Annotated in this window: 35 protein-coding genes and 1 other annotated feature; all 35 genes read right to left on the bottom strand. The window is 40.4% G+C overall.

Annotation, left to right across the window (positions count from 1 at the left end; genetic code table 11):
* Positions 1-6: 6 nt before the first annotated feature.
* A complete protein-coding gene (rpsE, locus tag BAQ46_RS26165) occupies positions 7-507 on the bottom strand; it encodes a 30S ribosomal protein S5 (protein ID WP_000554646.1) in 501 nt (166 codons plus the stop codon).
* Between the two features lie 21 nt (positions 508-528).
* A complete protein-coding gene (rplR, locus tag BAQ46_RS26160) occupies positions 529-891 on the bottom strand; it encodes a 50S ribosomal protein L18 (protein WP_000628816.1) in 363 nt (120 codons plus the stop codon).
* Between the two features lie 31 nt (positions 892-922).
* Positions 923-1,462, bottom strand: coding sequence for a 50S ribosomal protein L6 (gene rplF, locus BAQ46_RS26155; protein ID WP_000086558.1), 540 nt, complete (start codon positions 1,460-1,462; stop codon positions 923-925).
* A 32-nt stretch (positions 1,463-1,494) separates the two neighbouring features.
* On the bottom strand, positions 1,495-1,893 hold the full coding sequence (gene rpsH, locus BAQ46_RS26150; RefSeq protein ID WP_000245511.1) for a 30S ribosomal protein S8: 399 nt from the start codon (positions 1,891-1,893) through the stop codon (positions 1,495-1,497).
* 29 nt (positions 1,894-1,922) lie between these two features.
* Complete coding sequence (gene rpsN, locus BAQ46_RS26145; RefSeq protein ID WP_001085700.1) at positions 1,923-2,108, bottom strand: 30S ribosomal protein S14; 186 nt, start codon at positions 2,106-2,108, stop codon at positions 1,923-1,925.
* A gap of 33 nt (positions 2,109-2,141) precedes the next feature.
* A complete protein-coding gene (gene rplE / locus BAQ46_RS26140) occupies positions 2,142-2,681 on the bottom strand; it encodes a 50S ribosomal protein L5 (RefSeq protein WP_001080827.1) in 540 nt (179 codons plus the stop codon).
* Positions 2,682-2,707: 26 nt separating this feature from the next.
* Positions 2,708-3,019, bottom strand: a complete 312-nt coding sequence (gene rplX, locus BAQ46_RS26135) for a 50S ribosomal protein L24 (protein WP_000558200.1) — start codon at positions 3,017-3,019, stop codon at positions 2,708-2,710.
* A 38-nt stretch (positions 3,020-3,057) separates the two neighbouring features.
* Positions 3,058-3,426, bottom strand: a complete 369-nt coding sequence (rplN, locus tag BAQ46_RS26130; RefSeq protein ID WP_000615912.1) for a 50S ribosomal protein L14 — start codon at positions 3,424-3,426, stop codon at positions 3,058-3,060.
* A 43-nt stretch (positions 3,427-3,469) separates the two neighbouring features.
* Positions 3,470-3,733: a 30S ribosomal protein S17 gene (rpsQ, locus tag BAQ46_RS26125; RefSeq protein WP_000004106.1), complete on the bottom strand. Its 264-nt coding sequence runs from the start codon at positions 3,731-3,733 to the stop codon at positions 3,470-3,472.
* Positions 3,734-3,753: 20 nt separating this feature from the next.
* The gene (rpmC, locus tag BAQ46_RS26120; protein ID WP_000855718.1) at positions 3,754-3,954 is read right to left on the bottom strand and encodes a 50S ribosomal protein L29; all 201 of its coding nucleotides are present in this window, start codon (positions 3,952-3,954) and stop codon (positions 3,754-3,756) included.
* Positions 3,944-4,378: a 50S ribosomal protein L16 gene (gene rplP / locus BAQ46_RS26115; RefSeq protein WP_000928971.1), complete on the bottom strand. Its 435-nt coding sequence runs from the start codon at positions 4,376-4,378 to the stop codon at positions 3,944-3,946. The genes rpmC and rplP overlap by 11 nt, the downstream gene beginning before the upstream one ends.
* 1 nt (position 4,379) lies before the next feature.
* Positions 4,380-5,039, bottom strand: coding sequence for a 30S ribosomal protein S3 (gene rpsC / locus BAQ46_RS26110; RefSeq protein WP_000529956.1), 660 nt, complete (start codon positions 5,037-5,039; stop codon positions 4,380-4,382).
* A 3-nt stretch (positions 5,040-5,042) separates the two neighbouring features.
* Positions 5,043-5,384 carry a 50S ribosomal protein L22 gene (gene rplV / locus BAQ46_RS26105; protein ID WP_001148024.1) on the bottom strand — a complete coding sequence of 114 codons (342 nt, stop codon included), beginning with the start codon at positions 5,382-5,384 and terminating at the stop codon, positions 5,043-5,045.
* 17 nt (positions 5,385-5,401) lie between these two features.
* Entirely contained in the window at positions 5,402-5,680 is a 279-nt protein-coding gene (gene rpsS, locus BAQ46_RS26100) for a 30S ribosomal protein S19 (protein WP_000124453.1), read from the bottom strand.
* A gap of 60 nt (positions 5,681-5,740) precedes the next feature.
* On the bottom strand, positions 5,741-6,571 hold the full coding sequence (gene rplB / locus BAQ46_RS26095) for a 50S ribosomal protein L2 (protein ID WP_000511580.1): 831 nt from the start codon (positions 6,569-6,571) through the stop codon (positions 5,741-5,743).
* A gap of 28 nt (positions 6,572-6,599) precedes the next feature.
* Complete coding sequence (gene rplW / locus BAQ46_RS26090; protein ID WP_001205558.1) at positions 6,600-6,890, bottom strand: 50S ribosomal protein L23; 291 nt, start codon at positions 6,888-6,890, stop codon at positions 6,600-6,602.
* A complete protein-coding gene (gene rplD / locus BAQ46_RS26085; RefSeq protein WP_001127258.1) occupies positions 6,890-7,513 on the bottom strand; it encodes a 50S ribosomal protein L4 in 624 nt (207 codons plus the stop codon). The genes rplW and rplD overlap by 1 nt, the downstream gene beginning before the upstream one ends.
* A gap of 25 nt (positions 7,514-7,538) precedes the next feature.
* A complete protein-coding gene (gene rplC, locus BAQ46_RS26080) occupies positions 7,539-8,171 on the bottom strand; it encodes a 50S ribosomal protein L3 (RefSeq protein WP_000160207.1) in 633 nt (210 codons plus the stop codon).
* A 34-nt stretch (positions 8,172-8,205) separates the two neighbouring features.
* On the bottom strand, positions 8,206-8,514 hold the full coding sequence (gene rpsJ, locus BAQ46_RS26075; RefSeq protein WP_001040596.1) for a 30S ribosomal protein S10: 309 nt from the start codon (positions 8,512-8,514) through the stop codon (positions 8,206-8,208).
* 400 nt (positions 8,515-8,914) lie between these two features.
* On the bottom strand, positions 8,915-10,102 hold the full coding sequence (tuf, locus tag BAQ46_RS26065; RefSeq protein WP_001029615.1) for an elongation factor Tu: 1,188 nt from the start codon (positions 10,100-10,102) through the stop codon (positions 8,915-8,917).
* A gap of 117 nt (positions 10,103-10,219) precedes the next feature.
* A complete protein-coding gene (fusA, locus tag BAQ46_RS26060; RefSeq protein ID WP_000090373.1) occupies positions 10,220-12,298 on the bottom strand; it encodes an elongation factor G in 2,079 nt (692 codons plus the stop codon).
* A 207-nt stretch (positions 12,299-12,505) separates the two neighbouring features.
* A complete protein-coding gene (rpsG, locus tag BAQ46_RS26055; RefSeq protein WP_001137493.1) occupies positions 12,506-12,976 on the bottom strand; it encodes a 30S ribosomal protein S7 in 471 nt (156 codons plus the stop codon).
* A gap of 29 nt (positions 12,977-13,005) precedes the next feature.
* The gene (gene rpsL / locus BAQ46_RS26050; protein ID WP_001142340.1) at positions 13,006-13,428 is read right to left on the bottom strand and encodes a 30S ribosomal protein S12; all 423 of its coding nucleotides are present in this window, start codon (positions 13,426-13,428) and stop codon (positions 13,006-13,008) included.
* A 114-nt stretch (positions 13,429-13,542) separates the two neighbouring features.
* Positions 13,543-13,791, bottom strand: coding sequence for a 50S ribosomal protein L7ae-like protein (locus BAQ46_RS26045; protein WP_000121830.1), 249 nt, complete (start codon positions 13,789-13,791; stop codon positions 13,543-13,545).
* Positions 13,792-13,904: 113 nt separating this feature from the next.
* Complete coding sequence (gene rpoC, locus BAQ46_RS26040; protein WP_000567937.1) at positions 13,905-17,516, bottom strand: DNA-directed RNA polymerase subunit beta'; 3,612 nt, start codon at positions 17,514-17,516, stop codon at positions 13,905-13,907.
* Between the two features lie 37 nt (positions 17,517-17,553).
* Positions 17,554-21,087: a DNA-directed RNA polymerase subunit beta gene (gene rpoB, locus BAQ46_RS26035; protein ID WP_000147554.1), complete on the bottom strand. Its 3,534-nt coding sequence runs from the start codon at positions 21,085-21,087 to the stop codon at positions 17,554-17,556.
* 292 nt (positions 21,088-21,379) lie between these two features.
* Positions 21,380-21,979 (bottom strand): class I SAM-dependent methyltransferase, encoded by a 600-nt coding sequence (locus BAQ46_RS26030; protein WP_071743068.1) that lies wholly within the window; start codon positions 21,977-21,979, stop codon positions 21,380-21,382.
* Between the two features lie 76 nt (positions 21,980-22,055).
* Positions 22,056-22,415 (bottom strand): 50S ribosomal protein L7/L12, encoded by a 360-nt coding sequence (gene rplL / locus BAQ46_RS26025; protein ID WP_000159736.1) that lies wholly within the window; start codon positions 22,413-22,415, stop codon positions 22,056-22,058.
* A 67-nt stretch (positions 22,416-22,482) separates the two neighbouring features.
* Positions 22,483-22,983, bottom strand: coding sequence for a 50S ribosomal protein L10 (rplJ, locus tag BAQ46_RS26020; RefSeq protein WP_000048716.1), 501 nt, complete (start codon positions 22,981-22,983; stop codon positions 22,483-22,485).
* A 39-nt stretch (positions 22,984-23,022) separates the two neighbouring features.
* Positions 23,023-23,166, bottom strand: a sequence feature (ribosomal protein L10 leader region).
* A gap of 49 nt (positions 23,167-23,215) precedes the next feature.
* The gene (gene rplA, locus BAQ46_RS26015) at positions 23,216-23,908 is read right to left on the bottom strand and encodes a 50S ribosomal protein L1 (protein WP_002020168.1); all 693 of its coding nucleotides are present in this window, start codon (positions 23,906-23,908) and stop codon (positions 23,216-23,218) included.
* Positions 23,909-24,085: 177 nt separating this feature from the next.
* Complete coding sequence (rplK, locus tag BAQ46_RS26010) at positions 24,086-24,511, bottom strand: 50S ribosomal protein L11 (protein WP_001085872.1); 426 nt, start codon at positions 24,509-24,511, stop codon at positions 24,086-24,088.
* A gap of 167 nt (positions 24,512-24,678) precedes the next feature.
* Positions 24,679-25,212 (bottom strand): transcription termination/antitermination protein NusG, encoded by a 534-nt coding sequence (nusG, locus tag BAQ46_RS26005; protein WP_000415794.1) that lies wholly within the window; start codon positions 25,210-25,212, stop codon positions 24,679-24,681.
* A 131-nt stretch (positions 25,213-25,343) separates the two neighbouring features.
* A complete protein-coding gene (gene secE / locus BAQ46_RS26000) occupies positions 25,344-25,523 on the bottom strand; it encodes a preprotein translocase subunit SecE (protein ID WP_001241321.1) in 180 nt (59 codons plus the stop codon).
* Positions 25,524-25,555: 32 nt separating this feature from the next.
* A complete protein-coding gene (gene rpmG, locus BAQ46_RS25995; RefSeq protein WP_002070160.1) occupies positions 25,556-25,702 on the bottom strand; it encodes a 50S ribosomal protein L33 in 147 nt (48 codons plus the stop codon).
* A 131-nt stretch (positions 25,703-25,833) separates the two neighbouring features.
* A complete protein-coding gene (locus BAQ46_RS25990; protein WP_071743066.1) occupies positions 25,834-26,490 on the bottom strand; it encodes an RNA polymerase factor sigma-70 in 657 nt (218 codons plus the stop codon).
* Between the last annotated feature and the right edge of the window lie 37 nt (positions 26,491-26,527).

The following is a 26,527-nucleotide window of genomic DNA, read 5'->3' as shown; positions in this document are numbered from 1 at the left end:
CCCTCCTTAACCTAGTAGCTCTTCTACAGATTTACCGCGTAATTTTGCAACATCTTCAGCGCGCTTAAGTTCGCTTAATCCGTTCACAGTAGCGCGAATCATGTTGATTGGTGTGTTAGAACCAAGAGATTTCGAAAGAATATCTTGTACACCTGCTAATTCAAGGACCGCACGAACAGGTCCACCAGCAATAACACCAGTACCCTCAGCAGCAGGCTTTAAGAATACTTCACCAGCTCCAAAATGACCGTTGATTGTGTGTGGAATTGTTGTACCAACTAATGGTACAGCGATTAAGTTTTTCTTAGCGTCTTCGATAGCTTTGCGGATTGCGTCTGGTACCTCTTGTGCTTTACCAGTACCGAATCCAACATGACCGTTTTTATCGCCAACTACAACTAGTGCAGCAAAGCGGAAACGACGACCACCCTTAACAACTTTCGCGACACGATTTATCGTAACTACACGTTCTTCAAGTTCTAATTTACTTGGGTCAATGCGATGCATCAATTTTCCCTCCTTTGACCATTAAAATTGTAATCCAGCCTCACGAGCAGCTTCAGCTAGAGCTTTAACACGGCCATGGTATAAGTAACCACCGCGATCAAATACTACTTCTTTAACGCCTTTCTCTACAGCACGCTTAGCAACTGATTCTCCAACTTTCGTAGCAGCTTCAATATTGCTAGTACCGTTAAGAGCAAGGTCTTTATCAAGAGTAGATGCACTTACTAACGTTACACCATTTACATCATCAATAACTTGAGCGTAAATATGTTGGTTAGAACGGAACACGTTTAAACGTGGACGTTCTGCAGTACCAGTAAGTTTAGCACGTACACGCGCATGTCTTTTCTTACGAGTCGCATTTTTATCAGCTTTAGTGATCATTCTTGTCACTCCTTTCTCTCACCTAACGGGTTTACTTAGCAGTTTTACCTTCTTTACGACGAACAACTTCGCCTTCGTAACGAATACCTTTACCTTTGTAAGGCTCAGGAGCACGTACAGCGCGGATGTTAGCAGCGAATTCGCCAACACGTTGCTTGTCGATACCTTTGATTACGATCTTAGTTGGTGCAGGTACTTCAACTTCAAGACCTGCTTCCGGAGTCATTTCTACTGGATGAGAATAACCTACGCTTAATACAAGTTTATCACCTTGTTTTTGAGCACGGTAACCAACACCGACTAATTCAAGTCCGCGTGCGAAACCTTCAGTTACACCTTCAACCATGTTTCCGATTAAAGCACGAGTTGTACCGTGTAATGCACGGTGTTCCTTCTGTTCAGATGGACGCTCAACTGTTAATGTATTCTCTTCAATTTTGATAAGCATATCAGCATTGAAAGTACGAGTTAATTCACCTTTAGGGCCTTTTACTGTTACAGTATTGTCTTCTGCAACTGTAATAGTAACACCTGCAGGGATTTCAAGAATCTTTTTACCAATACGAGACATGTGGTCACACCTCCGTTCGTTTTAAATATATATTACCAAACGTATGCTACTACTTCTCCACCAGTTTGTAATTGACGAGCGTCTTTGTCTGTCATTACTCCCTTAGATGTAGAAACAAGAGCGATACCTAATCCGTTAAGTACACGTGGTACTTCGTCAGCTTTAGCGTAAACGCGTAAGCCAGGTTTACTGATACGTTTTAATCCAGTGATTACACGTTCGTTGTTTGCACCATATTTCAGGAAAATACGAAGGATACCTTGTTTGTTATCCTCGATGTATTCTACATCACGAATGAAACCTTCACGTTTTAAAAGTTCAGCGATCTCTTTTTTGATTTTAGAAGCAGGAACCTCTAATTTCTCATGACGTACCATGTTCGCATTACGGATGCGAGTAAGCATGTCTGCAATTGGATCTGTCATCACCATGTGTTTTACCTCCTTCCCATTTGTGGGTTTTACCAACTAGCTTTTTTAACACCAGGAATTTGACCTTTATATGCAAGTTCACGGAAACAAATACGGCAAAGTTTAAATTTGCGGTATACAGAATGCGGACGACCGCAGCGTTCGCAACGTGTATACTCTTGTACTTTAAACTTAGGAGTACGCTTTTGTTTCGCAATCATAGATTTTTTAGCCACGTTTTCGCCTCCTCTACTTAGCGTTGGCTTCCATTATTTTTGGAATGGCATACCGAATTGTGTTAAAAGTTCACGAGCTTCTTCATCAGTGTTCGCTGTAGTAACGATTACGATGTCCATACCGCGGACTTTGCTTACTTTATCATAATCAATCTCAGGGAAAATAAGTTGCTCTTTAACACCTAATGTATAGTTTCCACGACCATCGAATGATTTCTTAGAAACACCACGGAAATCACGTACACGTGGTAAAGAAACTGATACTAATTTATCGAAGAACTCATACATTTGCTCGCCGCGTAAAGTTACTTTCGCACCGATTGGCATACCTTCACGAAGACGGAAACCAGCGATTGATTTTTTAGCACGAGTTACAACAGGTTTTTGACCTGCGATTTGTGTTAATTCTTCTACTGCGTTGTCTAAAGCTTTTGAGTTAGATACCGCGTCACCAACACCAGTGTTGATTACGATCTTTTCGATTTTTGGTACCTGCATTACAGATTTATAGTTAAACTTGCTCATTAGAGCAGGAGTAATTTCCTTTTGGAACTTCTCTTTAAGGCGATTCAATGAAGTGACCTCCTTTCTTAAGAAAATTATTTATCTAATAATTCACCAGATTTTTTTGCAATACGAACTTTTTTACCATCTTCTACCTTGAAGCCTACGCGAGTAGGTTCACCTGTTTTCGGATCTAAAATCATAACGTTAGAAACGTGAATAGGTGCCTCTTTAGTAATAATTCCACCTTGTGGATTTAATTGAGATGGCTTAGAGTGCTTCTTAACGATGTTAACACCCTCAACGATAACACGGTTTTGCTTTGGGAAAGCCACAAGGATAACGCCTTGTTTTCCTTTGTCTTTACCAGTGATTACCTGTACTTTATCACCTTTTTTTACATGCATCTTAATTCTGCACCTCCTTAGCAAGGCAATACCTTAAATTATAGAACTTCTGGAGCTAAAGAAACGATCTTCATGAAGTTGCTATCACGTAATTCACGAGCTACTGGTCCGAAGATACGAGTACCACGTGGGCTCTTATCGTCTTTAATGATAACCGCTGCGTTTTCATCAAATTTGATGTAAGAACCATCCGGACGACGAGCACCGCTCTTCGTACGTACTACTACTGCTTTAACAACGTCACCTTTTTTAACAACGCCACCTGGTGTTGCTTGTTTTACCGTAGCAACGATAATGTCACCAATGTTAGCATATTTACGACCAGAGCCGCCTAATACTTTAATTGTTAAAAGTTCACGTGCACCAGAGTTGTCAGCAACTTTCAAACGAGATTCTTGTTGGATCATGTTATGAAACCTCCCTTCGGACTAAAAATTCCGATTCGTCTATTTAGATAATAACCGCTTCTTCAACGATTTCAACTAAACGGAAACGCTTAGTAGCAGAAAGCGGGCGAGTTTCCATGATTTTTACGATATCGCCAAGTTTCGCTTGGTTTTGCTCATCATGGGCTTTGTACTTCTTAGAATACTTAACACGTTTTCCGTACAAGGAATGAGTTTTGTAAGTTTCAACTAAAACTGTAATCGTTTTGTCCATTTTGTCAGACACTACACGACCAGTATAAACTTTGCGTTGGTTACGTTCGCTCACTATGCAAACCTCCCCTCAATTTATCGATTAATTCCGATCTCTCTTTCACGAACTACAGTTTTCATACGAGCAATTGCCTTACGCACTTCACGAATGCGAGTTGGATTCTCTAATTGTCCTGTAGCAAGTTGGAAGCGAAGATTAAACAACTCTTCCTTTAAAGCTTTAACTTTTGTTTCGATTTCGGCAGTGGTTAATTCACGAATATCATTAGTTTTCATTAGATTCACCACCATTTTCTTCACGTTTTACGAATTTACATTTCACAGGTAACTTGTGAGCTGCAAGACGTAATGCTTCGCGTGCTACCTCTTCAGATACACCCGCGATTTCGAACATAATTTTCCCAGGTTTTACTACTGCTACCCAGCCTTCTGGTGCCCCTTTACCGGAACCCATACGTACTTCTAGAGGTTTTGCAGTGTAAGGTTTAGAAGGGAAAATTTTAATCCATACTTTACCGCCACGTTTCATGTAACGAGTCATTGCACGACGAGCAGCTTCGATTTGACGGTTTGTAATCCATGAAGCAGCTTGTGCTTGTAAACCGAATTCACCGAAAGCTACTTCAGTTCCACCTTTAGCACGACCACGCATTTTACCACGATGCTCTCTACGATATTTTACGCGTTTTGGCATTAACATATTATTTTCCTCCTTCCTCAGAAGCTTTCTTTTTTGTAGGAAGGACTTCTCCACGGTAGATCCATACTTTTACGCCTAATTTACCGTATGTTGTATCAGCTTCAACTGCTGCATAGTCAATATCAGCGCGAAGTGTATGAAGTGGAACAGTTCCTTCACTGTAAGATTCTGCACGAGCGATATCAGCTCCGCCAAGACGACCAGAAACCTGTGTTTTAATACCTTTAGCACCTGCACGCATAGCACGTTGAATAACTTGCTTTTGTGCACGACGGAATGATACACGGTTTTCTAATTGACGAGCGATGTTTTCGCCTACTAATTTAGCGTTAAGATCAGCTCTCTTAACTTCTAAAATGTTGATGTGTACACGCTTGCCTGTTAATTGGTTAAGAGCTTTACGAAGTGCTTCAACTTCAGTACCACCTTTACCAATTACCATACCAGGTTTTGCAGTGTGAATTGTAACATTTACACGATTTGCTGCACGTTCGATTTCTACTTTAGCAACAGCAGAATCTTTTAAGCGTACATTAATGTACTCACGGATTTTGATGTCTTCATGTAATAATGTAGCGTAATCTTTCTCAGCGAACCAACGAGATTCCCAGTCACGGATAACGCCGACACGAAGACCAATTGGATTAACCTTTTGACCCATCGATTATCCCTCCTTCTTTTCTGATACCACAACTGTGATGTGGCTTGTGCGTTTGTTAATTTGGCTTGCACGACCCATTGCACGTGGACGGAAACGTTTTAACGTTGGACCTTCGTCAACGAAAACTTTCTCAACAACTAGGTTGTTAATGTCCATTTCATAATTGTGCTCTGCATTTGCGATTGCAGATTTTAAAACTTTTTCTACAACTGGAGAAGCAGTTTTTGGTGTGTGGTTAAGGATAGCAATCGCTTCACCCACTTGCTTACCTCGGATTAAGTCTACAACTAAACGAACTTTACGAGGAGCAATACGAACTGTTCTCGCTACTGCTTTAGCTTGCATTGAAGTGCCTCCTCTCATTATCTTCTAGTTTTCTTATCGTCAGCATCATGACCTTTATACGTACGAGTTGGTGCGAATTCACCTAACTTGTGGCCTACCATGTCTTCAGTAACATATACAGGTACATGTTTACGACCGTCATATACAGCGATTGTGTGACCGATGAACTGAGGGAAGATCGTTGAACGACGAGACCAAGTTTTAACAACTTGCTTTTGCTCAGTTTCATTTAGCTTTGCAATTTTACTCATTAAATGATCATCGACAAATGGTCCTTTTTTCAAGCTACGAGCCATTTTGGTGCCTCCCTTCGTGATTGCCGTACGGTTCTCAAAGTGAACCGTACTACAATCCCATTATTTTTTACGACGACGAACGATGAATTTGTCAGACGCTTTGTTTTTCTTACGAGTTTTGAATCCAAGAGTTGGTTTACCCCATGGAGACATTGGAGACTTACGTCCGATTGGTGAACGTCCTTCACCACCACCGTGTGGGTGATCAACTGGGTTCATTACAGAACCACGAACAGTTGGGCGCTTACCTAACCAGCGAGAGCGACCAGCTTTACCGATCTTGATAAGTTCGTGTGACTCGTTACCAACTTGACCTACAGTTGCACGGCAAGCAGATAATACAAGACGCACTTCACCAGAAGTTAAACGTACAAGAACGTATTTACCTTCTTTACCAAGTACTTGTGCAGATGTACCAGCAGAACGAACTAATTGTCCACCACGACCTGGTTTAAGCTCGATGTTATGAACAACAGTACCTACTGGAATGTTGATTAATGGTAATGCGTTACCGATTTTAATGTCAGCTTCAGCGCCAGACATAATTTCCATACCTACTTCTAAGTTCTTAGGAGCAAGAATGTAACGTTTTTCACCGTCAACGTAGTTAATTAATGCGATATTCGCAGAGCGGTTTGGATCGTATTCGATCGTAGCAACGCGTCCTGGAATTCCATCTTTGTTACGTTTGAAGTCGATGATACGGTATTGACGCTTATGTCCGCCACCTTGATGACGTACAGTGATTTTACCTTGGTTATTACGACCAGCCTTTTTGCTTAAAGGAGCAAGTAAAGACTTTTCGGGTCTGTCAGTCGTGATTTCAGCGAAATCATTCGTAGTCATGTTACGACGACCGTTAGTAGTTGGATTATACTTTTTAATTCCCATCTCAATTTCCCTCCTTCTTTAGTAAGAATTAAACGCCTTGGAAGATTTCGATTTCTTTGCTGTCAGCAGTTAGCTTAACGATTGCTTTACGACGACGGCTAGTAAAACCAGCGTGACGACCAACGCGTTTTGCTTTCGGCTTGTAGTTCATGATGTTCACTTTTTCTACTTTAACACCAAAGATCGCTTCTAGAGCATCTTTAACTTCTGTTTTATTAGATTTAACGTCCACATCGAACGTGTATTTTTTTTCAGCCATCATTTCCATAGAACGTTCAGTGATAACTGGGCGCTTAATGATATCACGAGGATCTCTCATTATGCAAGCACCTCCTCTACTTTTTCCACTGCCGCTTTTGTCATGATTAGCTTATCATGATGAAGCACGTCTAAAACGTTTACGCCATCAGCAGTGATTACTGTTACTCCAGGGATATTGCGAGCAGATAACTCTACAGATTCGTTTGCATCAGCAGTTACGATAAGAGCTTTCTTCTCAACAGTTAATCCTTTAAGTACTGCTAGCATATCTTTTGTTTTTGGTGCATTTAACACTAGGTCTTCAAGAACTACAATGTTGTTCTCAACTACTTTAGTAGCTAATGCAGATTTGATTGCTAAACGACGAACTTTCTTAGGAAGTTTGTACGCATAGCTTCTTGGTGTAGGTCCGAATACCGTACCACCACCACGCCATTGAGGAGAGCGGATAGACCCTTGACGAGCACGTCCAGTTCCTTTTTGACGCCATGGTTTACGACCACCACCGCGAACTTCAGAGCGAGTTTTTACTTTATGTGTACCTTGACGTAAAGATGCACGTTGCATCATTACAGCTTCGAAAAGTACAGCTTCATTTGGTTCGATACCGAAAATAGCTTCAGCTAATTCGATTTCACCAACCTGTGAACCAGTTTGGTTATATACAGTAACTTTTGGCATTGGAATTCCTCCTTCCTATTGTGAATTATTTGCTAACCTTCACAGCGCCTTGAACAACTACAAGAGATTTCTTAGCACCTGGAACGTTACCTTTTACTAGTAATAAGTTGCGCTCAGTGTCAACTTGAACGATTTCTAAGTTTTGGATAGTAACTTGGTCTCCACCCATACGTCCAGCAAGTTTTTTGCCTTTGAATACACGGTTCGGAGCAACTGGGCCCATTGAACCTGGACGACGGTGATAGCGAGAACCATGAGACATAGGTCCGCGAGATTGTCCGTGGCGTTTGATAACACCTTGGAAACCTTTACCTTTAGAAATTCCTGTTACATCAACGATTTCACCTGTAGCGAATACGTCAACTTTTACCTCTTGACCAACCTCTAATCCGTCCACGTCTGCATCGCGGATTTCGCGAATGAAGCGCTTAGGAGTTGTAGATGCTTTAGCAGTGTGGCCTTGTTCAGGTTTGTTAGTTAACTTTTCACGCTTATCTTCAAATCCTAACTGAATTGCGTTGTAGCCATCAGTTTCAGTTGTTTTCTTTTGAAGAACAACGTTTGGATTAGCAGCGATAACTGTTACTGGGATTAACTCACCGTTCTCAGCAAATACTTGAGTCATACCGATCTTTCTTCCTAAGATTCCTTTGGTCATGAGTTACACCTCCTACATTTTTAAGTTATATAAATTATAGTTTGATTTCGATATCTACACCAGATGGTAAGTCTAAACGCATTAATGAATCTACTGTTTGTGGAGTAGGACTCACGATGTCGATTAGACGTTTGTGCGTGCGCATTTCGAATTGCTCACGAGAATCTTTGTACTTATGAACAGCACGAAGAATTGTGTAAACAGTTTTTTCAGTTGGTAATGGGATCGGACCAGAAACTGTTGCCCCAGAACGCTTAGCTGTTTCTACAATTTTCTCAGCTGACTGATCAAGAATACGGTGATCGTAAGCTTTTAAACGGATACGAATTTTTTCTTTTGCCATTATTTTCCCTCCTTCGTTCGCCTATTTCTAAAATAGACCTTCTCCATGGAAATTTCCTCACACCATGCCATGGCAAAGCGGCCGGGTGTGTCAGCAACCTTCCACTTCATCGCAGTCAAAGACCAACATTGTCTATTATACAATGTTATTCGTCTAGATGCAAGCATCTTTTTGTTTGCATCTGCTTTTCTCTACTTTTGCTATTATACATGGCACTTTAAAGAATTTCAAGTTTTCATCTAGCAGAATTCATTTTACAGTTTCTGGATTTCAGTTTTAATGATTTCACATTATTATAGAAGAAACTCGTCAAAACATGAAACAATCATTTTGTTCATTATATAAATGCAAACAAAAACCCCAAGGGAAAATCCCTCGGGGTTTTTTATATCAGTTAAGATTACTCAACGATAGTAGCAACTACGCCGTAACCTACTGTACGTCCACCTTCACGAATAGAGAATTTAGTTCCCTCTTCGATAGCGATTGGAGCGATAAGTTCGATAGTCATTTCTACGTTGTCACCAGGCATTACCATTTCAGTACCTTCTGGTAATTGGATGATACCAGTTACGTCAGTTGTACGGAAGTAGAACTGTGGACGGTAGTTAGCGAAGAATGGAGTGTGACGTCCACCTTCTTCTTTAGATAATACGAAAACTTCAGCTTTGAATTTAGCGTGAGCTTTTACAGAACCGCTTTTTGCAAGTACTTGTCCACGTTGGATGTCTTCACGAGCAACCCCACGAAGTAAAGCACCGATGTTGTCACCAGCTTGAGCTTGGTCAAGAAGTTTACGGAACATTTCTACACCAGTTACAGTTGTAGAAGCATTTTCTTCAGCAAGACCGATGATTTCTACAACGTCACCAACTTTAACGATACCGCGCTCAACACGACCAGTAGCAACTGTACCACGACCTGTGATAGAGAATACATCCTCTACAGGCATTAAGAATGGTTTGTCAGTTTCACGTTCTGGAGTTGGGATGTAAGCATCAACTTCAGCCATTAATTCAATGATTTTTGCTTCCCAATCAGCTTCTCCTTGAAGAGCTTTAAGAGCAGAACCTTTGATTACAGGAATGTCATCGCCTGGGAATCCGTATTCAGATAATAGGTCGCGAACTTCCATTTCTACTAATTCTAATAATTCTTCGTCGTCTACCATGTCGCATTTGTTTAAGAATACAACGATGTAAGGTACACCTACTTGACGAGAAAGAAGGATGTGCTCACGAGTTTGAGGCATTGGGCCATCAGCAGCAGATACTACTAAGATACCGCCGTCCATTTGAGCAGCACCAGTGATCATGTTTTTAACATAGTCAGCGTGACCTGGGCAGTCAACGTGTGCATAGTGACGAGTTTCAGTTTCGTACTCAACGTGTGCAGTTGAGATTGTGATACCGCGCTCTCTTTCTTCTGGAGCAGCATCGATTTGATCGTATCCGCGTGCTTCAGCACCACCAGCTTTTGCAAGTACTGTAGTGATCGCAGCAGTTAATGTAGTTTTACCATGGTCAACGTGGCCGATTGTACCGATGTTAACATGGGGTTTAGAACGTTCGAATTTAGCTTTAGCCATTCTAAATTCCTCCTTAGTTTATATAGGTTATTTTATATTTAGGCTAGAAAGCGAAACTTGCGTCCCACTTTCTAAGCTTACATAAGTAGTTATACGTGAAGAATCGATAAAAATCAATTATTCACCTTTATTTTTTTTGATAATTTCTTCAGAAACAGACTTTGGTACTTCTTCATAGTGATCAAACACCATAGAGAATGTTCCGCGTCCTTGAGTGTTAGAACGTAATGACGTTGCATAACCGAACATTTCAGAAAGTGGAACCATAGCGCGAACAACTTGAGCGTTACCGCGAGCTTCCATACCTTCTACACGTCCACGACGAGATGTTACGTCACCCATAATGTCACCCATGTACTCTTCAGGAATTACAACTTCAACTTTCATCATTGGCTCAAGAATTACTGGGTTACATTTAGAAACCGCAGCTTTAAGTGCCATAGATGCAGCGATTTTGAACGCCATCTCAGATGAATCGACATCATGGTAAGATCCGTCAACTAATGCAGCTTTAATGTCTACTACTGGATATCCAGCAAGTACACCATTTTTAAGTGCATCTTCAAGACCTGCGCCTACAGCTGGGATGTATTCACGTGGAACAACACCACCGACGATCTTGTTTTCGAATTCGAATCCTTTACCTTCTTCATTAGGTTCAAACTCAATCCAAACGTGACCGAATTGTCCACGTCCACCAGATTGACGAGCGAACTTACCTTCAACTTTCGCAGCAGAGCGGAAAGTCTCACGGTATGCTACCTGAGGAGCACCAACGTTTGCTTCAACTTTGAACTCACGGCGCATACGGTCAACGATGATATCAAGGTGAAGTTCACCCATACCAGCGATGATTGTTTGGCCAGTTTCTTGGTCAGTGTGAGCACGGAATGTTGGATCTTCTTCAGAAAGCTTAGATAATGCTGTACCCATTTTATCTTGGTCAGCTTTTGATTTTGGTTCGATAGCTACAGAGATAACTGGCTCTGGGAATTCCATAGACTCAAGGATAACAAGGCTCTTCTCGTCACAAAGAGTATCACCAGTAGTAGTATCTTTTAAACCTACAGCAGCAGCGATATCACCAGCGTAAACTGTTGAGATCTCTTCACGGCTGTTAGCGTGCATTTGTAGGATACGACCTACACGCTCACGCTTACCTTTAGTTGAGTTTTTCACGTATGATCCAGAGTTTAACACACCAGAGTACACACGGAAGAATGTTAACTTACCAACATAAGGGTCAGTCATGATTTTGAATGCTAGAGCTGAGAAAGGCTCTTCATCGCTAGACTTACGTTCTACTTCTTCATCTGTATCCGGAAGAGTACCTTTGATTGCAGGTACATCTAATGGAGATGGTAGGTAGTCGATAACTGCGTCTAACAGAATTTGAACACCTTTGTTTTTGAATGCAGAACCACAGATTACTGGGAAGAATTCTACAGAAGTTGTAGCCTTACGGATACCAGCTTTAAGCTCTTCTACAGTGATTTCTTCACCTTCTAGGTACTTCATCATCATTTCTTCATCAAGCTCAGCTACCGCTTCAATAAGTTTTCCACGGTATTCTTCAGCTAGTTCTTTATGCTCTTCAGGAATTTCAACACGTTGAATGTCTGTTCCTAAATCGTTACCGTACATGTAAGCACATTCTTCAACAAGGTCAATGATACCATTGAACTCATCTTCAGCACCGATTGGTAACTGAATTGGGTGTGCGTTTGCTTGTAAACGATCGTGGATTGTTCCTACAGAGTATAAGAAATCTGCACCGATTTTATCCATTTTGTTAACGAATACGATACGAGGTACGCCGTAAGTAGTAGCCTGACGCCAAACAGTTTCTGTTTGTGGTTCTACACCAGATTGTGCATCAAGTACTGCTACTGCGCCATCAAGTACGCGTAAAGAACGTTCTACTTCTACTGTGAAATCTACGTGACCTGGAGTGTCAATGATGTTTACACGGTGACCTTTCCATTGTGCTGTAGTTGCAGCAGAAGTAATTGTGATACCACGCTCTTGCTCTTGCTCCATCCAGTCCATCTGAGATGCACCTTCGTGAGTTTCACCGATTTTGTGAATACGTCCTGTGTAGTACAGAATACGCTCAGTAGCTGTTGTTTTACCAGCATCGATGTGAGCCATGATACCAATATTACGAGTGTTTTCTAAAGAGAACTCTCTTGCCATTTGGTGTCTTGCTCCTTCCATATATGGATTGGATTTTTTATTTTAAGTAGCAAAAAAGCCACTTTATATTGTTACACATGTCAGTATGTCCAGTACCCTCATTATGTAAAACGAGCGCCCAACGAAAGGGAGAGGCATTCTCCCTCTCCACACTTCCATAAGCGACAAATAAAGCGGTTTATGCTTACATTTATTTTACGTTGAATCCTACCAACGGTAATGAGCAAATGCTTTGTTAGCTTCTGCCATTTTATGAGTGTCTTCACGTTTCTTAACAGATGCACCAGCGTTGTTAGCTGCATCTAAGATTTCGTTAGCAAGACGCTCTTCCATAGTTTTTTCACCACGAAGACGAGCGTAGTTTACTAACCAACGAAGACCTAAAGTTGTACGGCGTTCTGGACGAACCTCAACTGGAACTTGGTAGTTAGCACCACCAACACGACGAGCGCGTACTTCAAGAACAGGCATAATGTTCTTAAGAGCTTGCTCGAATACTTCCATTGGCTCTTTACCAGTACGTTCGCTTACGATATCGAACGCATTATAAAGAATTGTTTGAGATTTACCTTTTTTACCGTCAACCATCATTTTGTTGATAAGGCGTGTTACTAGCTTCGAATTGTACATTGGATCTGGTAACACGTCACGTTTTGCAACAGGTCCTTTACGAGGCATATTGAGTTCCTCCTTTCATTAAAAAGTTATTATTTCTTAGCCGCTTTAGGCTTTTTAGTACCGTATTTAGAACGGCCTTGCATACGCTTGTCAACACCAGCTGTATCAAGCGCACCACGAACGATGTGGTAACGTACCCCTGGTAAGTCTTTTACACGACCACCGCGAATTAATACTACGCTGTGCTCTTGTAAGTTGTGACCGATACCTGGGATGTATGCTGTTACCTCAATACCATTTGTTAAACGAACACGAGCATATTTACGTAACGCTGAGTTAGGTTTCTTTGGAGTCATTGTACCAACACGAGTACATACACCACGTTTTTGAGGTGCAGAGATATCAGTTGATTTTTTCTTTAAAGAGTTAAAACCTTTGTTTAACGCAGGTGATTTAGATTTCCATACTTTATCAGTACGACCATTTCTCACTAATTGGTTAATAGTAGGCATTTGATTATCCTCCCTTCGCATGTTTGTATGACCACATATCCAGGTGGTTCATTATTAGTTGAAAACAAAGTTTTTGCAAGGGAGAGCAAATGCTCTCTCCTCACAAAAACAGTTTTAACTTATTATTCCTATTGCTGAAGCTCCCACTTGAATCCCCGCAACTTTTCCAAGTTTACGAACTGATTCAACTTTGGTTATGGGTATGTTATGTTGCAATGCAGTGCGAATGATAACATGGGTTAACCGCATATCAGCATCTTCTGCAATGACAACTTCTTTAACTATACCATTTTTGATTGCTTCCAATGTACGTTTATGACCAACGACTACATTTTCAGCATTTGACACTTTTTGATAAGACATATAAATATCCTCCAAAGCATCGTTCAGGAGCAACCTTGCTTATAGTAACATTTTGACTCATACAATGTCAACTAGGATTAACTGTTTTTATACAAAATTTACGACGGAAAATTTTACTGTTCCACATAAACTTCATCGTTTTCTACATTCATGTCATCTTGTGTTGTTTTAACAAGATCCACTTTGCGATAACGATTCATACCTGTTCCAGCAGGAACAAGTTTACCGATAATAACATTTTCTTTCAATCCTAGAAGCTCATCGCGTTTACCCTTAATCGCTGCATCAGTTAAGACACGAGTTGTTTCTTGGAACGATGCTGCAGATAAGAATGAATCTGTTTCAAGTGAAGCTTTTGTAATACCAAGTAGAACTGGTCTAGCTGTTGCTGGTTGTTTACCTTGCAGTAACACCTTCGCATTCGCATCAGTAAACTGATGGATATCTAGTAATGTTCCTGGTAATACATCTGTTTCACCTGCATCACTCACACGTACTTTACGTAACATTTGGCGTACCATTACTTCTACGTGTTTGTCACCAATTTCTACCCCTTGCATACGGTATACTTTTTGAACTTCACGTAATAAGTATTCTTGAACTGCCGTAATGTCCGTTACTTTTAGTAATTCTTTCGGATCGATAGAACCTTCTGTTAACTCTTTACCGTGGCTAATTTTCTGTCCTGGAATTACTTTCAGACGAGCACCGTAAGGAATAGCATACGTACGAGCTTCAACTTCACCCTGTACAACTACTTCTTGGCGATCTTTAACATCGTTGATCGCTGCGATAACACCGTCGATTTCACTGATAACAGCCTGACCTTTCGGATTACGAGCTTCGAAGATCTCTTGGATACGAGGTAAACCTTGAGTGATATCATCTCCGGCAACCCCACCTGTATGGAACGTACGCATCGTTAACTGTGTACCTGGCTCACCGATAGATTGAGCTGCGATAATACCTACCGCTTCCCCTACTTCTACGTCTGTTCCAGTTGCTAAGTTACGACCGTAACACTTCTTACATACACCATGGCGAGTGTTACACGTAAACGCTGAACGAATGTTTACAGTTTCAACACCCGAATTTTCAACGATATGAGCGATATCTTCAGTAATTAATTGATTTTCAGCAACTAATACTTCACCTGTTTCAGGATGTTTTACAGTTTTTCTTGCAAAACGTCCAACAAGACGATCATATAATGACTCAATAACTTCATTACCCTCTTTAATCGCACCAATTAATAAACCGCGATCTGTTCCACAATCATCTTCACGAACGATTACATCTTGTGCAACGTCAACAAGACGACGTGTTAAGTAACCAGAATCGGCAGTTTTCAGTGCTGTATCGGCAAGACCTTTACGCGCACCATGCGTAGAGATGAAGTACTCAAGTACTGTTAAACCTTCACGGAAACTTGATTTGATTGGAAGTTCGATGATACGACCAGATGGATTGGCCATCAGACCACGCATACCAGCAAGCTGAGTAAAGTTCGATGCGTTACCACGGGCACCGGAATCACTCATCATGAAGATTGGGTTGCGTTTATTCAAGGACTTCATCAGTTTTCCTTGGATAACATCTTTTGCATTACTCCAAATAGAGATAACGCGATCGTAACGTTCTTCTTCCGTGATTAAACCGCGACGGAATTGTTTAATTACATTATCTACTTTTGCTTGTGCTTCGTGGAGAATTTCATCTTTTTCACCTAATACAAGAATGTCAGATACCCCAACTGTAATACCAGCTTTTGTAGAGTACTTGAATCCTAAGTTTTTCATACGGTCAAGCATGCGAGACGTTTCTGTAATTTTGAAACGTTTAAACACTTCCGCAATGATGTTACCAAGGATTTTCTTGCTGAATGGCGCCACTTCTTCGCGACTAGCAATAATCTCTTTAATGTTCGCACCTTTTTCAACGAAATATTTCGCTGGTGTTTCTTTTTCAAGGTTTGAATTTGTTGGTTCATTAATATAAGGGAACGACTCTGGTAAGATTTCGTTAAATATTAATTTACCAACTGTTGTTAATAGAAGCATACTCTTTTGCTCTTCAGTAAATGTTGCGTTGTTTACTGCACTTGCAGCTACTGCAACACGCGTATGAAGATGTACATATCCATTTTGATATGCAAGTAATGCTTCGTTCGCATCTTTGAAGACCATACCTTCACCGATTGCACCTTCACGCTCAAGTGTTAAGTAGTAGTTACCTAATACCATATCCTGAGATGGAGTAACAACTGGTTTACCGTCTTTCGGGTTCAAGATGTTTTGTGCCGCTAACATAAGAAGACGAGCTTCTGCTTGTGCTTCTGATGATAAAGGTACGTGAACGGCCATTTGGTCACCGTCAAAGTCCGCGTTGTATGCAGTACATACAAGTGGGTGAAGACGGATTGCGCGACCTTCTACTAATGTAGGTTCAAACGCCTGAATACCAAGACGGTGAAGTGTTGGTGCGCGGTTTAGAAGTACTGGATGTTCTTTAATCACAGATTCTAAAACGTCCCAAACTTCAGGTTGTACACGCTCGATTTTACGTTTCGCACTCTTAATGTTGTGTGCTAATCCTTTTTCAACTAACTCTTTCATTACGAAAGGTTTGAACAGTTCAAGCGCCATCTCTTTCGGTAATCCACATTGATACATCTTTAAGTTCGGTCCTACAACGATTACAGAACGACCAGAGTAGTCAACACGTTTACCTAATAAGTTTTGACGGAAACGTCCTTGTTTACCTTTAAGCATGTGAGATAGAGATTTTAATGGACGGTTACCTGGTCCAGTAACTGGACGGCCACGACGACCATTATCGATTAATGCGTCTACAGCTTCTTGTAACATACGTTTTTCGTTTTGAACGATAATGCTTGGTGCACCTAAGTCCAATAGACGTTTTAAACGGTTATTACGGTTAATTACACGACGGTATAAGTCGTTTAAGTCAGAAGTAGCAAAACGTCCACCATCTAACTGTACCATTGGGCGTAGTTCTGGTGGGATTACTGGTAGAACATCTAAGATCATCCAAGATGGCTCATTTCCAGAGTTACGGAATGCTTCTAATACTTCTAGACGTTTAATAGCACGAGTACGGCGTTGTCCTTGTGCTGTTTTTAATTCTTCTTTTAAGAAGTCTACTTCTTTATCTAAATCGATGTCTTGTAATAGCTTTTTAATCGCTTCTGCACCCATAGCAGCTTGGAATGTGCTACCATATCGATCACGATATGCACGGTATTCTTTTTCAGAAAGTAATTGCTTCTTATCAAGTGGTGTATCTCCACTTTCTGTTACAACATAAGAAGCGAAATAAATTACTTCTTCAAGCGCGCGAGGGGACATGTCTAAGACAAGTCCCATGCGGCTCGGGATACCTTTGAAATACCAAATATGAGATACAGGAGCAGCTAATTCGATATGACCCATACGTTCACGACGTACTTTCGCACGCGTTACTTCAACGCCACATCGATCACAAACTACACCTTTATAACGTACACGTTTGTATTTTCCGCAATGACATTCCCAGTCCTTTTGTGGTCCGAAAATACGCTCACAGAACAAGCCATCTTTTTCAGGCTTTAACGTACGATAGTTAATTGTTTCTGGTTTCTTAACTTCACCGTATGACCAAGAACGAATCTTGTCAGGTGAAGCAAGTCCAATCTTCATATATTCAAAGTTATTTACATCTATCAAGGGGCCTACCTCCCTTTTAGTCTACAGGTTATCCCAATTATTCCTTAGTTGTCTCAACTTCGACATTCAATTTGTCTGCTGATTGATGATCATCGTCATCTTCCGTATCACGCATTTCAATTTCTGTATCGTCGCTAGACATCATTTTAACGTCCATACCTAAACTTTGCAGCTCTTTAATCAATACTTTGAATGATTCAGGAACGCCTGGTTCTGGAACATTTTCGCCTTTAACAATTGCTTCATACGTCTTAACACGTCCAACAACATCATCAGACTTCACTGTTAAGATTTCTTGAAGAGTATAAGCAGCACCGTAAGCTTCAAGTGCCCAAACCTCCATCTCACCGAAACGCTGTCCACCGAACTGAGCTTTACCTCCAAGAGGCTGCTGCGTTACAAGTGAGTATGGTCCAGTAGAACGAGCATGAAGTTTATCGTCAACCATGTGCGCAAGTTTGATCATATACATGACACCAACAGATACACGGTTATCGAATGGTTCACCAGTACGTCCGTCATACAGGATTGTTTTCGCGTCATTTGCCATACCAGCTTCTTCAATTGTGCCCCAAACATCTTCCTCACGAGCACCATCGAATACTGGTGTTGCAATGTGAATGCCAAGGTATCTTGCTGCCATACCAAGATGAAGCTCTAATACCTGACCGATATTCATACGAGATGGTACCCCTAATGGGTTTAACATGATATCGATTGGCGTACCGTCTGGTAAGTAAGGCATATCTTCTTCTGGTAAAATACGAGAGATAACACCTTTGTTACCGTGACGTCCGGCCATCTTGTCACCTTCAGAGATTTTACGTTTTTGAACGATATATGCACGCACAAGTTGATTCACGCCTGGTGGCAATTCGTCGCCATCTTCACGGTTGAATACTTTTACGTCTAAGATAATACCGCCACCACCGTGTGGTACACGTAGTGATGTATCACGTACTTCACGCGCTTTTTCTCCAAAGATAGCATGTAATAGACGTTCTTCAGCTGTTAATTCTGTTACACCTTTAGGTGTTACTTTACCAACAAGTAAATCTCCATCTTTTACTTCCGCACCAACGCGAATGATACCGCGCTCGTCAAGGTTACGTAATGCATCTTCCCCAACGTTTGGAATATCACGTGTGATTTCTTCTGGTCCAAGCTTCGTATCACGAGCTTCTGACTCATATTCTTCAATATGAATAGAAGTATACACATCATCTTTTACAAGGCGCTCACTCATAATGATCGCATCCTCGTAGTTATAACCGTCCCAAGTCATGAAGCCAACAAGCACGTTACGTCCAAGTGCTAGTTCACCTAATTCCATAGAAGGACCATCCGCAAGGATTTCACCTTTTACAACTTCATTTCCAACACTTACGATTGGACGTTGGTTGTAGCAAGTTCCTTGGTTAGAACGAATGAATTTTTGCATTTTGTAGCGATCTAAGTCGCCTTTTACTGTTTGACCGTCAACTTCTACATAGCGACGTACCCAAACTTCACGTGCTTCTACGCGCTCAACAATACCAGGGTGTTTACAGATTACTGCAGCACCTGAGTCTTTTGCTGATACGTACTCCATACCTGTACCTACAATCGGTGATTCCGGATTCATTAACGGAACCGCCTGACGTTGCATGTTCGCTCCCATAAGTGCGCGGTTAGAGTCATCGTTTTCTAAGAACGGAATACAAGCTGTCGCTGCCGACACTACTTGTTTTGGTGATACATCCATGTAGTCGATGCGTTCTTTATTTGTGACAATGTTTTCACCACGGAAACGAGCTACGATATCTTCATCAAGGAATTCTCCTTCTTCAGATAATTTCATATTCGCTTGGGCTACAACATAATTATCTTCTTCATCTGCTGTTAAATAATCAACATGCCCTGTTACAAGACCAGTTTCTGGGTCAACACGACGGTATGGTGTTTCAATGAAACCAAACTCATTTACTTTCGCGAATGAAGATAATGAGTTAATCAAACCGATGTTTGGTCCCTCTGGTGTTTCAATCGGACACATACGACCATAGTGAGAGTAGTGAACGTCACGTACTTCAAAGCCTGCGCGCTCACGCGTTAAACCACCAGGTCCTAATGCAGATAGTCTTCGTTTGTGAGTTAACTCTGCTAATGGGTTTGTTTGGTCCATGAACTGAGATAACTGAGAACTTCCGAAGAACTCTTTAATAGATGCAATAACAGGACGAATATTAATTAATGCCTGTGGTGTAATTGCATTTGTATCTTGGATCGACATTCTCTCACGAACAACACGTTCCATACGAGAAAGACCGATACGGAATTGATTTTGTAATAGTTCTCCAACAGAACGCAGACGACGGTTTCCTAAGTGGTCGATATCATCTGTATCCCCTACTTTGTATAGTAGGTTGAAGAAGTAACTGATAGAAGCAAGGATATCACCTGGTGTGATGTGTTTTACATCGCGAGTAATATTTGCATTACCAATTACGTTAATTACGCGCTCGCCTTCTGACTCAGGAGCATAAATCTTAATAGATTGCAGCTCAACATCGCCTTCTACCACTCCACCCATTGGTTTCGCTGTTTTGAATCCAATGTTTTTCTCTAAGTAAGGTAAAATGCGATCAAGTGTACGACGATCTAAGATTGTTCCTTCTGCCGCTAAAATTTCACCAGTTTCTGGATCCACTAATGTTTCAGCTAAACGTTGATTAAACAATCTGTTTTTAATGTGTAACTTTTTGTTGATCTTGTAGCGACCTACATTTGCTAAATCGTAGCGCTTTGGATCAAAGAAACGAGACACAAGTAAGCTCTTAGCATTTTCTACTGTTGGTGGCTCACCAGGACGTAGACGCTCATAAATTTCAAGCAATGCTTTTTCTGTGCTATCTGTGTTGTCTTTTTCTAATGTGTTGCTTAAGTATTCGTTATCACCTAAAAGCTCGGTGATTTCTTGATCAGAGCCAAACCCTAATGCGCGTAACAAAACAGTTACAGGAAGTTTACGCGTACGGTCAATACGCACATATACAACATCCTTAGCATCTGTCTCATACTCTAACCAAGCTCCGCGGTTTGGAATTACAGTAGCAGTAAAACCACGTTTTCCGTTTTTATCCACTTTGCCACTATAGTATACGCTTGGAGAGCGAACTAACTGGGAAACGATAACACGTTCTGCACCGTTAATTACGAATGTTCCAGTCTCTGTCATGAGTGGGAAATCTCCCATGAACACATCTTGTTCTTTTACTTCACCAGTTTCCTTGTTGATTAGACGCACTTTTACACGAAGTGGTGCTGCATACGTCACATCACGCTCTTTGCATTCGTCTACAGAGTATTTAGGTTCACCTAAGCTGTAGTCGATAAATTCAAGCGATAGATTTCCCGTAAAGTCTTCAATCGGAGAAATGTCTTGGAACATTTCTCGCAAACCCTCATCAAGAAACCACTGATAAGAAGAGGTTTGAATTTCGATAAGATTTGGTAACTCTAATACTTCACTAATACGGGCATAACTTCTTCGTTGGCGGTGGCGTCCGTATTGAACTAGTTGACCTGTCAACTGCTTCACCCCTCAAATCATGAGTATTATAAATGCACAAAAAAATTTGTGCAAAATCACAAATAAATACAACTACTGCTATTTAGCGTAGTCTTTTTCTCTTAAAGATAAATACGTTGAGTCTTTCTACCTGTTCAAAAAAGAAAAATGGCTTCTATAAGAAAACCATCATTCTGTTTCATAATCTGCTGATTTTACTATCTTTTCCAAGAGAAACAAAAATATACATCTTTCTCAACGCAGAAAATCATATATTGGCATTGTATAATGTTAACATAGCCAAAAATAACCGTCAACGTTTTTTTGATTTTATGATATAATATCCTTTTTTCTTTTCTACAACTTCGACTTCAGAAAATACTTCTTCTAGTTTCTTCAGCGCAGATGGTGCACCTTGTTTCTTTTGAATAACAATCCACAACTCCCCACCTGGAACTAAATGTTCTATAGCTTTTTCTAAAATCTCATGCACGATATCTTTACCTGCACGAATTGGAGGATTAGATAGAATAGCAGCATACATACCATCTACATTTTCATAGACGCTACTTTGAAAAATGTGCACATTTCCAATTCTATTGTTAGCGGCATTTTCTTTCGCAAGCTCAAGTGCCCTTTCATTCACATCCACCATGTGAACTTTACGGTCTTGAAACTCTTTCGCCAACGATAAACCAATTGGTCCATATCCACAACCTACGTCTAATATGTCACCTTTAATATCTGGCACTTGAAACGCTTCAATTAAAAGACGAGAACCAAAGTCCACTTCGTTTTTCGAGAACACCCCACGGTCAGATAAGAAAGTAAATTGAGATCCACGAAGCATAAATTCCCATCGCTTACGATCACTTTTACTAGAAGGGTCATTAGAAAAATAATGGTCTGCCATATGGCCACCTCTTTTCTTTACAGTTAAAAAAAAAGCTCGCATGAGAGCGAGCTTTTTTTAAAGCATCAAAAGTTAATTACTTAACTTCTACAGCAGCGCCAACTTCTTCAAGTTTAGCTTTGATTTCTTCAGCTTCTTCTTTAGCAGCAGCTTCTTTGATTACTTTTGGAGTGTTGTCAACTAATTCTTTAGCTTCTTTTAAGCCAAGACCAGTGATTTCACGAACAACTTTGATAACTTTGATTTTTTGTGCACCAGCGCTAGTTAGTTCCACATCAAATTCAGTTTTCTCAGCAGCAGCTTCTCCAGCGCCACCAGCAACAGCTACAGGAGCAGCAGCAGTTACGCCGAATTCTTCCTCGATAGCTTTTACTAAGTCGTTAAGTTCTAATACAGTCATAGATTTAACTGCTTCAATGATTTGTTCTTTAGTCATTGTAAATATCCTCCCTTAAATAGGTTTGTATTGTTTTATCGATAATACGTAATTATCTTTTAAAAAATTAAGCGCCTTGCTCTTCCTTTTGGTCTGCAACTGCTTTAGTAGCAAGTGCAAGGTTACGGATTGGAGCTTGAAGAACGCTAAGAAGCATAGAAAGTAAGCCTTCACGTGATGGAAGAGTAGCGATAGCTTTAACCTCATCAAGTGTTACAAGTTTACCTTCGATTACGCCTGCTTTAATTTCTAAAGCTTCATGATCTTTAGCGAAGTCGTTTAATACTTTCGCAGGAGCAACTACATCCTCGTTACTGAACGCGATTGCGTTTGGTCCTGTTAAGAATTCATTTAACTCAGCCATTTCAGCAGATTCTGCAGCACGACGAGTTAGAGAGTTTTTGTAAACTTTGAACTCAACGCCAGCTTCACGTAATTGCTTACGTAATTCTGTTGCTTCAGAAACTGTTAAACCACGGTAGTCAACAACGATTGTAGATTTACTAGCGCGAAGTTTGTCCGCGATTTCAGTTACAACTTGTTGTTTAGTTTCGATTACTTTGCTCATGTTATTACACCTCCTGTAGATTATATAGAAGATGTACCGAAAGTGCACTAAAAACCTCCATGCCCAACTTGTAGACATGGAGGCATATAGTCACAGAAAAAAATTCCGCTTCGTATATTAACACCTAGGTAGGAAATTAAGTCTATTGACACCTACTGTCTACGGTACACTAATTAAATTCACAACATAAATGATTATATTAAAACTTCTTTATGAAGTCAACTTCCAAAATTTACGCTAATGTAGAAACGTCTACACGTACGCCAGGTCCCATTGTAGAAGCAACTGTTACGTTCTTCATGTAAGTACCTTTTGCAGCAGCTGGCTTAACTTTTTGTAAAGTGTCAGCGATTGTTCTGAAGTTTTCTACTAATTTAGCATCTTCGAAAGATACTTTACCGATTGGAACGTGGATGTTACCAGCTTTATCAACGCGGTATTCAACTTTACCAGCTTTGATTTCGTTAACAGCTTTAGTTACATCGAAAGTAACTGTTCCAGTTTTAGGGTTTGGCATTAAACCTTTAGGTCCTAATACGCGACCAAGTTTACCAACTTCACCCATCATGTCAGGAGTTGCTACTACTACATCGAAATCGAACCAACCTTGTTGGATTTTACCGATGTAATCAGCATCGCCTACGAAGTCAGCTCCAGCAGCTTCAGCTTCTTTAGCTTTTTCACCTTTAGCGAACACTAATACACGTTGTACTTTACCAGTACCGTGTGGAAGAACAACTGCACCACGGATTTGTTGGTCAGCTTTCTTAGGGTCAACACCTAAACGGAATGCAGCTTCTACAGTTGCATCAAATTTAGCTGTGTTTGTTTTCTTTACTAATTCTACTGCTTCTGTTGCAGAGTAAGCAGCTGCACGATCAACAAGCTTTGCAGCTTCTACGTACTTTTTACCTCTTTTAGCCATTTTTATTTCCTCCTCGAATGTGGTTTTAGCGGAATAACCTCCCACGTTTACGCTTATTTTCAGGTATAACCTGAGGATGCGCGCCACCCATTTATTTAAAAACGATAATCATTTACGATAATAAAGGTTGCGAATTGGAATTCCAGACCCGCAACCTTTTTTAAAAAACAAATCGAATTAGTCTTCGATAACGATGCCCATACTGCGTGCAGTACCTTCAACCATACGCATTGCAGCTTCTACGCTAGCAGCGTTTAGGTCAGGCATTTTAGTTTCAGCGATTTCGCGTACTTTATCACGCTTAACAGTTGCCACTTTATTACGGTTTGGTTCACCAGAACCAGACTCAATACCAGCTACTTTCTTAAGAAGAACAGCAGCAGGAGGAGTTTTAGTAATGAAAGTGAATGAACGGTCCTCAAATACCGTAATTTCAACAGGGATGATAAGACCAGCTTGATCTGCTGTACGAGCGTTAAACTCTTTACAGAAGCCCATGATGTTAACACCTGCTTGTCCTAATGCTGGACCAACTGGTGGAGCTGGGTTAGCTTTACCTGCAGGAATTTGAAGCTTTACCATTTTAATTACCTTTTTAGCCACGAGACACACCTCCTTAAGTCCGTGATGTGGTCAATTGGACAGTGATTTGCCCTCCCACGTCATATTTTATCTCTAAGGATAAAATCTTTCAAAAAACGTCTCCGATAACGAAGACGTACTGACTTAAAAGATATTATCACTTTTTACAATTCATTTCAAGTTTCATTTTATAATTTTTCAATTTGATGGAAGTCAAGTTCAACTGGAGTCTCGCGACCAAACATGTCCACAAGCACGCTAACCTTCTTCTTCTCCACATCAATTTCTTCGATAGCACCTGTATAATCTGCGAATGGTCCCTCATTTACACGTACTGTCTCATGAAGTTCAAAGTCGAAATCAACCACTTCGTTGTCCATTCCCATATGTTTCATAATGGTAACAACTTCCTCTTCTAATAGAGGTGATGGTTTAGATCCAGAACCAGAAGAACCAACGAACCCAGTTACACCTGGCGTGTTACGTACAACATACCAAGAGTCATCAGTCATGATTAATTCTACTAATACATAACCTGGGAACACTTTTCTTTTCATTAATTTTTCTTTACCGTTTTTCATTTCTACTTCTACTTCTTCCGGGACAACAACACGGAAAATTTTATCTTGCATACCCATTGATTCTACACGTTTCTCTAGGTTTGCTTTTACTTTATTTTCATATCCAGAATAAGTATGGACAACATACCAACTTTTTTCCATTCATTTAGGACGAGCGTCCTTCCCTCCCTGACGTACATTTTTTTGCGCAAATGAAAAAACCCGTTCACCGGGCTTTTACACAGTTCTTATAAATAACATTATATCATGGATAAGTGCTTCTTATTCAAGAATTAACCAAGAATTAACCGAATTAAAGAAGAAATGCCCATATCAACTACTGCGAAGAAAATCGCAAAGAAGACAACTGTAGCGATAACAGTCGCTGTTGAACGGAGTAATTCATCTTTTTTAGGCCAACTTACTTTTTTCATTTCGCGACCTACATCGCCGAAAAAGTTCGTTAAACGCATCTACGGGACCTCCAGTGTATTATTTCAATTATTTATTTTGTTTCCTTGTGAACTGTATGCTGATTGCATGTTTTACAAAATTTCTTTATTTCAAGTCGCTCTACTGAGCTCGTATCTTTCATCGTAGAGTAGTTTCGATTTTTACACTCTTCACATGAGAGTACAACTTTTTTCCTCATTAGTTACACCAACCTTGTAACATTATGTCCCTAAAAATGTATCATACAATAAAAGACAATGTCAATGACATGCCTTTTGTACTCGCTACAAAAAGAAAACAGGTGATTTTTTACACCTGTAGCTCTTGTTATTAATTTGAAGTGATACTCTCTCTCATTTCCATATATCGTTCCAATTTCCGCTTCACTCTCTGTAAAGCGTTATCAATAGATTTCACATGTCTATTTAACTGTTCCGAAATCTCTTGATAAGAACGACCGTCTAGATACAAAGAAAGCACTTTTCTTTCTAAATCGCTTAATAATTCAGATATTTTAGATTCTATGTCGGTATATTCTTCCTGACTTATAATCATTTCTTCAGGATCAGTTACCTTCGCTTCCGAAATAACATCTAATAATGTCCGATCAGATTCCTCGTCATAAATCGGTTTATCTAAAGACACATATGAATTTAACGGAATATGTTTTTGCCTGGTTGCTGTTTTAATAGCGGTAATAATTTGTCGAGTGATACACAGTTCAGCAAATGCTTTGAATGAAGACAGCTTGTCCTCTTTATAATCACGAATCGCTTTAAACAATCCAATCATACCTTCTTGAACAATATCTTCTCGATCGGCACCCACTAAGAAATAAGATCTCGATTTCGCGCGAACAAAGTTCTTATATTTGTGAATCAAATATTCTAGAGCGTCAGTATTACCTTTTCGAACTAACTCAACGATTGCCTCATCTTCTAAATCACGAAATGTAACGTCGCCTACACTTACGAAGCCTGCTTCCACCTTGATCCCTCCGACCGCTATTTATTTAGAAATATTA

It is taken from the genome of Bacillus paranthracis (assembly GCF_001883995.1).
GTDB classification, from domain to species: Bacteria; Bacillota; Bacilli; order Bacillales; family Bacillaceae_G; genus Bacillus_A; species Bacillus_A paranthracis.
Note: the sequence above shows the minus strand (reverse complement) of the source record. Positions and strands in the feature narration are given on the sequence as shown.

Coding starts and splice junctions, on each gene's coding strand:
- rpsE (WP_000554646.1), bottom strand. CDS start 507: ATGCATCGCATTGACCCAAGTAAATTAGAACTTGAAGAACGTGTAGTT.
- rplR (WP_000628816.1), bottom strand. CDS start 891: ATGATCACTAAAGCTGATAAAAATGCGACTCGTAAGAAAAGACATGCG.
- rplF (WP_000086558.1), bottom strand. CDS start 1,462: ATGTCTCGTATTGGTAAAAAGATTCTTGAAATCCCTGCAGGTGTTACT.
- rpsH (WP_000245511.1), bottom strand. CDS start 1,893: ATGGTGATGACAGATCCAATTGCAGACATGCTTACTCGCATCCGTAAT.
- rplX (WP_000558200.1), bottom strand. CDS start 3,019: ATGCATGTAAAAAAAGGTGATAAAGTACAGGTAATCACTGGTAAAGAC.
- rplN (WP_000615912.1), bottom strand. CDS start 3,426: ATGATCCAACAAGAATCTCGTTTGAAAGTTGCTGACAACTCTGGTGCA.
- rpmC (WP_000855718.1), bottom strand. CDS start 3,954: ATGAAAACTAATGATATTCGTGAATTAACCACTGCCGAAATCGAAACA.
- rplP (WP_000928971.1), bottom strand. CDS start 4,378: ATGTTAATGCCAAAACGCGTAAAATATCGTAGAGAGCATCGTGGTAAA.
- rpsC (WP_000529956.1), bottom strand. CDS start 5,039: ATGGGTCAAAAGGTTAATCCAATTGGTCTTCGTGTCGGCGTTATCCGT.
- rplV (WP_001148024.1), bottom strand. CDS start 5,384: ATGCAAGCTAAAGCAGTAGCGAGAACAGTTCGTATTGCTCCTCGTAAA.
- rpsS (WP_000124453.1), bottom strand. CDS start 5,680: ATGGCTCGTAGCTTGAAAAAAGGACCATTTGTCGATGATCATTTAATG.
- rplB (WP_000511580.1), bottom strand. CDS start 6,571: ATGGGAATTAAAAAGTATAATCCAACTACTAACGGTCGTCGTAACATG.
- rplW (WP_001205558.1), bottom strand. CDS start 6,890: ATGAGAGATCCTCGTGATATCATTAAGCGCCCAGTTATCACTGAACGT.
- rplD (WP_001127258.1), bottom strand. CDS start 7,513: ATGCCAAAAGTTACTGTATATAACCAAACTGGTTCACAGGTTGGTGAA.
- rplC (WP_000160207.1), bottom strand. CDS start 8,171: ATGACCAAAGGAATCTTAGGAAGAAAGATCGGTATGACTCAAGTATTT.
- rpsJ (WP_001040596.1), bottom strand. CDS start 8,514: ATGGCAAAAGAAAAAATTCGTATCCGTTTAAAAGCTTACGATCACCGT.
- tuf (WP_001029615.1), bottom strand. CDS start 10,102: ATGGCTAAAGCTAAATTCGAACGTTCTAAACCCCATGTTAACATCGGT.
- fusA (WP_000090373.1), bottom strand. CDS start 12,298: ATGGCAAGAGAGTTCTCTTTAGAAAACACTCGTAATATTGGTATCATG.
- rpsG (WP_001137493.1), bottom strand. CDS start 12,976: ATGCCTCGTAAAGGACCTGTTGCAAAACGTGACGTGTTACCAGATCCA.
- rpsL (WP_001142340.1), bottom strand. CDS start 13,428: ATGCCTACTATTAACCAATTAGTGAGAAATGGTCGTACTGATAAAGTA.
- BAQ46_RS26045 (WP_000121830.1), bottom strand. CDS start 13,791: ATGTCTTATCAAAAAGTGTCAAATGCTGAAAATGTAGTCGTTGGTCAT.
- BAQ46_RS26030 (WP_071743068.1), bottom strand. CDS start 21,979: ATGGCAGACCATTATTTTTCTAATGACCCTTCTAGTAAAAGTGATCGT.
- rplL (WP_000159736.1), bottom strand. CDS start 22,415: ATGACTAAAGAACAAATCATTGAAGCAGTTAAATCTATGACTGTATTA.
- rplJ (WP_000048716.1), bottom strand. CDS start 22,983: ATGAGCAAAGTAATCGAAACTAAACAACAAGTTGTAACTGAAATCGCG.
- rplA (WP_002020168.1), bottom strand. CDS start 23,908: ATGGCTAAAAGAGGTAAAAAGTACGTAGAAGCTGCAAAGCTTGTTGAT.
- nusG (WP_000415794.1), bottom strand. CDS start 25,212: ATGGAAAAAAGTTGGTATGTTGTCCATACTTATTCTGGATATGAAAAT.
- secE (WP_001241321.1), bottom strand. CDS start 25,523: ATGCGTTTAACGAACTTTTTCGGCGATGTAGGTCGCGAAATGAAAAAA.
- rpmG (WP_002070160.1), bottom strand. CDS start 25,702: ATGAGGAAAAAAGTTGTACTCTCATGTGAAGAGTGTAAAAATCGAAAC.